An 8,764-nucleotide genomic window follows, 5' to 3' on the forward strand; every position below is an offset into this window, starting at 1 on the left:
GCGGGAGCGCGACGCATGTGCTGCTACACGGGTGGCCAGGGAATCGCCGGCCATTCCCCGCTCGGCTCCGGATGCTTCCCCGAGGCGAGCAGTGCGCCGACCCGCGCGCGCGTGGCCTCGATCTCGGCGCCGGTGATCAGCGGTTCGAGCCGCGCGGCGAGCGCCCCGCCGTCGGCGAGGTCCTTCCTGAGGCCGTCGAGGACGTCGACCGCTTCCCGGGTGAGGGGCTCCCCCGCCCAGCCCCACAGCAGGGTCCGCAGCTTGTTCTCGGCGTTGAAGGTCACACCGTGGTCGATGCCGTACAGCCGGCCCCCCTCGGTGGGCAGCAGGTGCCCGCCCTTGCGGTCGGCGTTGTTGACCACGGCGTCCAGCACCGCGAGCCGCCGCAGCCGCTCGTCGTCGGCGTGGACGAGCAGCGCGGTACGGCCCTCGCCGACCTCGGCGAACCCGATCGCCTTCCAGCCCGGCTCCGGCTCCTCGCCGTCGACCAGGGCGAGCAGCTCCTGGTCGGGCACCGCCTCGACCCACAGCTGGCACATGCCCTCGCCGTAGGGACCGTCCCGCAGCACGGTGACCGGGACCAGGCCCCAGCCGGTCGCCTCGGAGACCTCGTACGCGGCGACCTCGCGCTGGGCGAGCGTGCCGTCGGGGAAGTCCCACAGGGGTCGCTCACCGGCGACCGGCTTGTAGACGCAGGCCGCTTCCCCGCCGTCGTACGACACCGTGCAGTACAGGGCGGCGTTGGACGCCTCGCGGATGCGTCCGCGCACGGTGAGTTCGCCCCGGGCGAGCAGCTCGGCGGGGTCCGGGGGAGGTGTCACGCTCCGCGGCGGTATCCGTTCTGGCGCGGACATACGTGTCCTTCCGGGTCGAGCGGGAGACTGCACAGCGGGCACGGCGGCCGCCCCGCGTTGACGACGTCGAGGGCGCGCTTGGCGAAGGCCCTCGCCTGCGCGCCGGTGAGCCGGACCCGCAGCATCGGGGGCCCGTTCTCCTCGTCCTGGAGCAGCCGTTCCTCGGCCTCGGCGAGGTCCTCCTCGGACTCGGCGTCGAGTTCGACGAGCGCCTGCGCCTCGACGATCATGAGCTGCTCGTCGCCGTCCCAGGCGAGTGCCATGGTGCCGACCCGGAACTCCTCCTCGATGGGGGTGTCCAGCGGGGCGGTGTCGTTGATCTCCGACGGTGCGACGGCGGGGACGGAAGCGCTGCCGCCGCTACGGCGTACGACCTCGTCGAGCAGTTCTTCCATGCGTTCGGCGAGCGCTGCGACCTGGGTCTTCTCCAGGGCCACACTGGTCACCCGGGTGCCGGCGGAGGCCTGGAGGAAGAACGAACGACGCCCGGGCAGTCCGACCGTACCGGCCACGAAACGCTCCGGATGGTCGTAGAGGAACACCTGACGGGACACGTCCTGTCTCCATTGGAATCGTGGGAACCGTGTGACCACGGCACTGCTGCGACCGCTTCACCCTACTGCGGCCGACGATCACGGTGCGCCCGCACCACCACCGACTTGGGCTTCGTCGCCCGGCGGTTCCTCGCGCGGCACGAGGGACGTGAAGTTCCCGGTGTCGCCGAGGCGGACGAGAAACGGTCGCAGTCGGGTGTAGCGGATCGCGGTGATGGAACACGGTTCAACAGAAATCCGCTGGAAGAGGTCCAGATGAAGTCCGAGTGCGTCCGCGACGAGAGACTTGATGATGTCGCCGTGCGAGCACATGAGGTAGACGGCGTCGCCGCCGTGGTCGCGCTCCACGCGCGCGTTCCACTCGCGTACGGCCTCGGCGGCGCGCGTCTGCATCGCCCGCATGGACTCCCCGCCGGGGAACGCCGCGGCGGACGGGTGCGCCTGCACCACCTCCATGAGGGGCTCGTCCTTGAGCTCGGCGAGTTTGCGTCCGGACCAGTCGCCGTAGTGGCACTCGCCGATGCGCTCGTCGGTGTGGGCGCTCAGTTCCGGCCGGGCCCGGAGGAGGGGCCGGATCGTCTCCTGGCAGCGCTGGAGCGGACTGGTGACGATCTCGGCGAGGGGCAGTTCGGCCAGGCGCCCGGGCAGCGCGGCGGCCTGCTCGGCACCGCGCCCGTCGAGGGCGACACCGGGCGTCCAGCCGGCGAGCAGTCCCTCGGTGTTGGCGGTGGAACGTCCGTGCCGGACCAGGATCAACGTGGGCATGCGGTCCAGCGTAGGCGCACGCACGCGTGCGGTGTCGTTCGAGTGACGGGAGACTCGCTTCGTGATCGTCGACTGTGCCATCTACCGCGACGGACACCGGTCGGAGGGGCCCGAGGACTTCTCCGACGCCCTGGGGGAGGCCCGCGCGGCGGGCGGTTTCGTGTGGATCGGGCTGCACGAACCCACGGAACGTGAATTCGAGCATGTCACCCGGGAGTTCGGGCTGCACCCGCTGGCCGTCGAGGACGCCCTCAAGGCCCACCAGCGGCCCAAGCTGGAGGTGTACGACGACTCGCTCTTCGCGGTGCTCAAGCCGGTGGCGTACGAGCCGCAGAGCGACACCGTCTCCACCGGCGAGATCATGATCTTCCTGGGCGACTCGTTCGTGGTGATCGTGCGGCACGGAGAGGGCACCCCTCTCAAGGCCGTGAGGCACCGTCTGGAGCAGGAGCCGGAACTGCTGGTCAAGGGCCCCACCTCCGTCCTGTACGCGGTCGCCGACGCCGCCGTCGACCACTACCTGGACGTGGCGACCGAGTTGCAGACGGACCTGGAGGAACTGGAGGCGGAGGTGTTCTCGCCGGACAGCGGCGGATCGCGCAACACCGCGTCCCGGATCTACACCTTCAAGCGGCAGGTGCTGGAGTTCCGCCGGGCGACCGGGCCGCTGGCCCTGCCGATGAGCCGGCTGGCGGGGACGGCGCCGTACGGCGTCGCGGTGCCGTTCGTGGACGACCGGGCCCGGCCGTTCTTCCGGGACGTCAGCGACCACCTCACGCGCGTGAACGAGTCCGTGGAGAACCTGGACCGGCTGGTGTCGGACATCCTCTCGGCGCATCTGGCGCAGATGAGCGTCCGGCAGAACGACGACATGCGGAAGATCTCCGCGTGGGCGGCGATGGCCGCGATCCCCACGATGCTCGCGGGGATCTACGGCATGAACTTCGAGCACATGCCCGAGCTGGGCTGGGTGTGGTCCTACCCGGCGCTGATCGCGGTGATGGCCGTGCTGGAGGTGCTGGTGTTCCGGCTGTTCAAGCGCCGGGGGTGGTTGTGAGGCGGGTCGCCTAGGCGAACTCGGGTTCCGTGGACGCGGGTCCGCCGAGGGCGTTGCGACGCTCAGGGGTCTTCAGCGACACCATCCGGCGCCAGCCGCCGAGCCGTTCGTAGGCGTACATCGCGTGGATGCCCGCCGCGAGCACCGCCGACCTGGCCCTGGACCAGCCGAGGATGCGGCCCATGTTCGCCATGACCGCGAGACTGACGTCCCGGTAGATCCGGATCTCGGCCAGCGCGCACTCGCGCAGGGTCCGCTGGATGACACGGCCGTGGCCGGCGCGGGCGAAGCGCAGCAGTTCCTCGTGGCAGTAGGCGAGGTGGTTGTCCTCGTCGTTGGAGATCTGCTTGACCGCGCGGCCGATGTCGGGGTGGTCCGCGAAGTGCTTGCGGAGCAGTTCCATCTGCTCCGAGGCACGCTGTTCGGTGACCCTGCTGTGCGAGAGGTAGGTGACGATGTCCTGGACCGTGAGCCGCTCGTCGCGCCTGAGCTGTTCGTGCGCGAGGCCGATGCCGTTCTTCTCCAGCAGCATGGTGTAGTCGGTCTCCGGCGGGACCGGTACGGGGGTGAGGCCGCGCTTCTTCATCAGGGCGTTGAAGATCCGGCCGTGCTTCTCCTCGTCGGCGCCGTGCCGGGTGATCTTGGGGGCGAGTTCGCGTTCGCTCTCGGGGACGAGCGCGGCGATGCGCGCGTTCTCCCAGCCGCCCTGGGACTCGCCGCTCGCGGCGATGGAGCAGAACAGGGCGAAGGACTCGTCGTCGGCGAGGATCTCCTGGAACAGACTCTTGGCCGAAAGCATCGTGGGCACCTCTCCCGCGCGCGTGCGCGTACCGCCGAGATTCCGCGGGGTTTCCGCAGGTTCCGCGAAGAACGAGTCAAGTGCGGGGTGAGGGGTGCTGCAACAGGTGTGCCGGACAACTCCGCCAAATGGAGGACGTGGGGGGAAGTGTGCCGGCGCACCGGGGGCGGTACGGCGTAACCGCCGGGGGCCCGCCGCGTTGTTCCGCGTGACGGCCGTGGCGGGGTGGACCCCCGAGCCCCCACCACGGCCGCTGAATCCTCAGGCGAGCCCGGCGCGCTCCAGGGCCTCCGTACCGGCCCTGAGGGACGCGAGCCGCTCGTCGAGCGTGAAGCCCGCCGGTGCGAGGGACAGGGTGGTGACCCCGGCCGCCGCGTAGGCCTTCATCCGGTCCGCGATCCGGTCGACGGAACCGAGCAGGGTCGTCTTGTCGATCAGGTCGTGCGGTACGGCGGCCGCGGCGCCCTGCTTGTCGCCGGAGAGGTACTTGGTCTGGATCTCGGCGGCTTCCTGCTCGTAGCCCATGCGCCGGGCGAGCTGGTTGTAGAAGTTCTGCTTGGGGCTGCCCATGCCGCCGACGTACAGCGCGGTGTAGGGACGGAAGGTGTCGGCCAGCGTGGCCACGTCCTTGTCGTCACCCACGGCCAGCGGCAGGGTCGGGCAGACGTCGAACCCGTCGAGGGTCTTGCCGGCCTTCTCGCGCCCGGCCCGCAGGTACCTGATCGCGGTGTCCTCGAGGTGATCGGCGGAGGGGAAGATCAGCAGGGCGCCGTCGGCGATCTCACCGGTCTGCTCGAGGTTCTTCGGGCCGATCGCGGCGATGTAGAGCGGGATGTGCTCGCGCTGCGGGTGCACGGTCAGCTTGATGGGCTTGCCCGGGCCGCCGGGGAGGGGGAGGGTCCAGTGCTCACCTTCGTAGGACAGGCGTTCGCGGGTCATGGCCTTGCGGACGATCTCGACGTACTCGCGGGTGCGGGCCAGCGGCTTGTCGAACTTGACGCCGTACCAGCCCTCGGAGACCTGCGGGCCGGAGACGCCGAGGCCGAGGCGGAAGCGGCCGCCGGAGAGGGAGTCGAGGGTGGCGGCCGTCATGGCGGTCATGGCCGGCTGCCGGGCCGGGATCTGGAAGATGGCGGAGCCGACGTCGATCCGTTCGGTCTGGGCGGCGACCCAGCTCAGGACGGTGGCGGCGTCGGAACCGTAGGCCTCGGCGGCCCAGCAGACGGCGTATCCGAGCCGGTCCGCCTCCTGGGCGACGGCCAGATTGTCCGCGTCCATTCCGGCACCCCAGTAGCCGAGGTTGATACCGAGCTGCATGCCGCATCCCCTTACCGATCAGTAACGTGCCTTGTGCGGAGACCATAGCGCGGGGCCGGGGGCTGACGCAGAGTCGTTGCACTCGGCCCCTCACACGGAAGGCTCTGGCCAGTAATCTCGGCGTTCATGGAGCAGAGGCATCTCGGCCGCACCGGCCTGCGTGTGTCCCGGATCGGACTCGGCACCCTGACCTGGGGACGGGACACCGACGAGCACGACGCCGCGGACCTGATGAAGACGTTCTGGGAAGCGGGCGGGACCCTCGTCGACACTGCGGACGTGTACGGCGACGGAGAGGCCGAGTACCTGCTCGGCAGGCTCATGGACGGCCTGGTCCCCCGCCGGGACCTGGTCATCTCGACCAAGGCCGGCAGCGTGCCGGACCCCGACCGCCGCGTCGACGCCTCCCGCGGCCATCTGCTCTCCGCGCTGGACGCCTCGCTCTCCCGGCTCGGCACCGACTACGTCGACCTCTGGCACGTGCACGCCTTCGATCCCGAGACCCCGCTGGAGGAGACCCTCCAGGCCCTCGACCTCGCGGTCGCCAGCGGTCGTGCCCGCTACGCCGCCGTCTCCAACTTCTGCGGCTGGCAACTGGCCAAGGCCGCGACCTGGCAGCTGACGGCCCCCGGCACCCGGACCCGGCTCGCCGGTACGCAGCTGGAGTACTCCCTGCTCCAGCGCGGCGTCGAACGCGAGGTGCTGCCGGCCGCACTGGACCTCGGCATCGGACTGCTGCCGTCCTCGCCGCTCGGGCGGGGCGTGCTGACCGGCAAGTACCGGGGCGACGCGATGCCCCCGGACTCACGCGGCGCCTCCGAGCACCTCGCGCCGTTCGTCGCGCCGTACCTCGACGACATGGCCGGCCGCATCGTGGACGCCGTGACCACCGCGGCCGACGGTCTCGCGGTGACGCCGCTCCAGGTGGCTCTGGCCTGGGTCCGCGACCGGCCGGGCGTGGCCGCGCCCGTGGTCGGCGCGCGCAACGCGCCGCAGCTCACGGCGGCATTGTCAGTGGAGACCCTTAGTCTTCCTGACGAGATCTGCCGGGCGCTCGACGACGTGTCGGCGCCTGTGCACCGCTATCCCGATCACGACTGGAGCACGCTGTGAGCACGGAGCCGGAGACCACGGAGGACGCCGAGCCGGGGACCCCGACCGGTGGTGCGGAGACCGAGGGGGGCGAGGTGCCCGAGGTTTCCGAGGGGCATGAGGCCTCCCAGAGTGCTGAGGCGACCGAGGCTTCCGGGGGATCCGAGGCGTCCGGAGGATCCGAGGCGTCCGAAGGTGCCGAGGCGGACGCGGCCGAGGCCGGTCAGGTGTCCGAGGCCGAGGCCGAGCTTCGGGCGCAGCAGATCGAGCGGGAGCGCATCGCGCAGCGGAAGGCCGAGAAGGCCGCGCCGATCGAGAGCGGCGGCAAGCTGAGCGGCAAGGCCGCCGATCTGCTCGCGGCCGTGCGGGCCGTGGAGAGCGGCGAGAAGCCTGCGGCCGCGGTGTTCGCGGAGCCCGCGCCCGCCCCCCGGCGCTCCGCCCCGGAGCCGGAGCGGCGACCGCAGCCGGTGGCGGCCGAGGCCGTCGCCGCGGTGGCGGCGCCCGCGCCGGAGGTGGTGCGGGCCGTGCGGGCGGTGCTCGGCGAGGGCGGTGCCCCGGAGGCGCTCGCGCCGCAGGTGGCCGAGGCCCTGGGCGAAGGCGCGGAGGAACAGCTGCGGGCGGACCCCTGGCAGTTGCTGCGGATCGCCGGCGTGCGGCCCGAGCAGGCCGACGGGTTCGCGCGGGCGCTGCTCGGCGCCGAGTGCGGCCCGGACGACGAGCGGCGGGGCCGTGCCGTCACCGTCTGGCTCCTGGAGCAGGCCGCGCTGGCCGGGCACACCGCCCTGGAGATGCCGGCCCTTCTCACCGCCCTGGCCCAGCGGGGCGTGCCGGACCCCGACCGTGCGGTGCAGGACACGATCGCGGAAGGCGAGGCACTGGTCTTCCAGGACGCCCTGGACGAGAAGGGGGCCCCGGCCCCGGCGGAAGCGGCGGACTCCGAGGAGGACGTGGAGGAGGAGCAGCGCCCGGTCCGTGTCCTGGTCGGCCTCGAGCGGTACGCGCTCGCGGAGGAGAGCCTCGCCGACGGTCTGGCCCGGCTGGTCAACTCGGCGCCCAAGCAGGACGGTTCGGCAGGCGAGTGGGAGCGGGCCGCCGCCTCGGCCCAGGGATCGACGGGTGAGCTGATCCGCGCCGTCGCCGCGCACGGTCTGGTCCTGCACACGGGCGGCGCGGCCTCCCTGGCCGAGCCCGCGGCCCTGCTGACCGCCGCGGACACCCTCGGGCTGCGCGTCTGGGCCGCCGCGCACGGCCCCATCGGCCGCACCCGCTTCGCCGCCCTGCTGCGCCGCTCCGGGACGGCCGGAGCCGAGCCGGACGAGACTCAGCTTCCTGTCGCCACCGTCGCCGGGCTGCTCGCGGGGGCCGAGGGGCCGGGGCGGGACGCCGACGGGGCGCTGGACCTCGATCTGCTCGTCGTGCTCGACGCACCGCAGTTGGACGTCGAGACGGCGGCACTGCTCACCGAGTCGCTGCCGGACGGTGCGCGGCTGGTGCTGGCCGGGGATCCGGGGGTGCTGTGGTCCGTGGGTCCGGGGCGAGTGTTCGCGGATCTGCTCGCGGCGCGGATCTGCCCGCAGGTCTCCTCGCGGCAGCCGGATCCTGGGCCACTGGGCGAGTTGGTCTCCGGTATCGGCGTCGGCGAGCTGACCCAGGTCGAGGCCCCGGGCAAGGAGGTCGTGATCGTGCCCGTGCGGGACGCCGGTGAGGCGGTGCACCGGACGGTGCAGCTCGTCGCGGACTCGGTGCCGCGGGCGATCGGCGTACCGGCCGAGGAGACTCAGGTGATCACACCGGGGCACGGCGGTGCCGTGGGCACGCGTGCGCTCAACGCGGCCTTGAAGGAGCGGCTCAATCCGGGACCGGGCCGCTTCGCCGGCTTCGACCCCGGCGACCGGGTCGCCTACTCCCCCGCCCCCGGACGGGTGCTGCCGGGCAGGGTGGTGACGGCGGATGCCGAGGGGCTGCACCTGTCGTGCGAGGGCGAGGCCGTCGTCGTGCCCAAGGAGCGGGTGGAGCAGTCCGTGCGGCACGGGTGGGCGCTGACCGCGCACCAGGCCGTGGGGAGCCGTTGGCCCGCGGTGGTCGTGGTCCTGCCCGGCGACGCCGCGCAGGTTCTCAGCCGGCCGTGGGTGTACACCGCGTTCGGGCGGGCCGACCGCCATCTCTCCGTGGTGCACGGCGTGGAGCAGGCGCTGCCGAAGGCCGTGGCCGAGGTCCCGGCCAAGCCCCGGACGACCCGGCTCCCCGTGCTGCTCGCCCCGCAGGTCGGGGGCGGCTGACGAGGGGGTGGGGGGGGGGGGCCGGGGGGGGGGGGGGCGCGCGCGCG

The 8,764-nt window shown here is 72.4% G+C and carries 8 protein-coding genes; 3 read left to right on the plus strand and 5 right to left on the minus strand.

Features of this window, described 5'->3' with window-relative positions; all coding sequences use genetic code 11:
• Positions 1-23 precede the first annotated feature (23 nt).
• From ABZ016_RS41315 to ABZ016_RS41325, 3 genes are all read right to left on the minus strand, one after another.
• Entirely contained in the window at positions 24-854 is an 831-nt protein-coding gene (locus ABZ016_RS41315) for an SCO1664 family protein (protein WP_356921935.1), read from the minus strand.
• Positions 818-1,408 carry a DUF3090 domain-containing protein gene (locus ABZ016_RS41320; protein ID WP_356921936.1) on the minus strand — a complete coding sequence of 197 codons (591 nt, stop codon included), beginning with the start codon at positions 1,406-1,408 and terminating at the stop codon, positions 818-820. Before ABZ016_RS41320 ends, ABZ016_RS41315 begins: the two co-directional genes overlap by 37 nt.
• 78 nt (positions 1,409-1,486) lie before the next feature.
• Positions 1,487-2,173 (minus strand): histidine phosphatase family protein, encoded by a 687-nt coding sequence (locus tag ABZ016_RS41325; RefSeq protein ID WP_356921937.1) that lies wholly within the window; start codon positions 2,171-2,173, stop codon positions 1,487-1,489.
• 61 nt (positions 2,174-2,234) lie between these two features.
• Between ABZ016_RS41325 and ABZ016_RS41330 the strand changes: the two genes are divergently transcribed.
• The gene (locus ABZ016_RS41330; RefSeq protein WP_356921938.1) at positions 2,235-3,230 is read left to right on the plus strand and encodes a magnesium and cobalt transport protein CorA; all 996 of its coding nucleotides are present in this window, start codon (positions 2,235-2,237) and stop codon (positions 3,228-3,230) included.
• Positions 3,231-3,240: 10 nt separating this feature from the next.
• Here the strand turns inward: ABZ016_RS41330 and ABZ016_RS41335 are convergent, their stop codons facing one another.
• Complete coding sequence (locus tag ABZ016_RS41335; RefSeq protein ID WP_356921939.1) at positions 3,241-4,029, minus strand: ferritin-like domain-containing protein; 789 nt, start codon at positions 4,027-4,029, stop codon at positions 3,241-3,243.
• Positions 4,030-4,290: 261 nt separating this feature from the next.
• Positions 4,291-5,346: an LLM class F420-dependent oxidoreductase gene (locus ABZ016_RS41340; protein ID WP_356921940.1), complete on the minus strand. Its 1,056-nt coding sequence runs from the start codon at positions 5,344-5,346 to the stop codon at positions 4,291-4,293.
• Positions 5,347-5,472: 126 nt separating this feature from the next.
• Between ABZ016_RS41340 and ABZ016_RS41345 the strand changes: the two genes are divergently transcribed.
• Both ABZ016_RS41345 and ABZ016_RS41350 read left to right on the plus strand, forming a co-directional pair.
• A complete protein-coding gene (locus ABZ016_RS41345; RefSeq protein ID WP_356921941.1) occupies positions 5,473-6,459 on the plus strand; it encodes an aldo/keto reductase in 987 nt (328 codons plus the stop codon).
• Entirely contained in the window at positions 6,456-8,717 is a 2,262-nt protein-coding gene (locus tag ABZ016_RS41350) for a helix-hairpin-helix domain-containing protein (protein WP_356921942.1), read from the plus strand. The genes ABZ016_RS41345 and ABZ016_RS41350 overlap by 4 nt, the downstream gene beginning before the upstream one ends.
• The last annotated feature ends 47 nt before the right edge of the window (positions 8,718-8,764 follow it).

The organism is Streptomyces sp. NPDC006372, assembly GCF_040612515.1.
Taxonomy (GTDB): Bacteria; Actinomycetota; Actinomycetes; order Streptomycetales; family Streptomycetaceae; genus Streptomyces.

What these genes read in the sequence shown, in the direction of transcription:
- ABZ016_RS41315 (WP_356921935.1), bottom strand. Translation starts at nt 854, where the DNA reads ATGTCCGCGCCAGAACGGATACCGCCGCGGAGCGTGACACCTCCCCCG.
- ABZ016_RS41325 (WP_356921937.1), bottom strand. Translation starts at nt 2,173, where the DNA reads ATGCCCACGTTGATCCTGGTCCGGCACGGACGTTCCACCGCCAACACC.
- ABZ016_RS41335 (WP_356921939.1), bottom strand. Translation starts at nt 4,029, where the DNA reads ATGCTTTCGGCCAAGAGTCTGTTCCAGGAGATCCTCGCCGACGACGAG.
- ABZ016_RS41340 (WP_356921940.1), bottom strand. Translation starts at nt 5,346, where the DNA reads ATGCAGCTCGGTATCAACCTCGGCTACTGGGGTGCCGGAATGGACGCG.
- ABZ016_RS41345 (WP_356921941.1), top strand. Translation starts at nt 5,473, where the DNA reads ATGGAGCAGAGGCATCTCGGCCGCACCGGCCTGCGTGTGTCCCGGATC.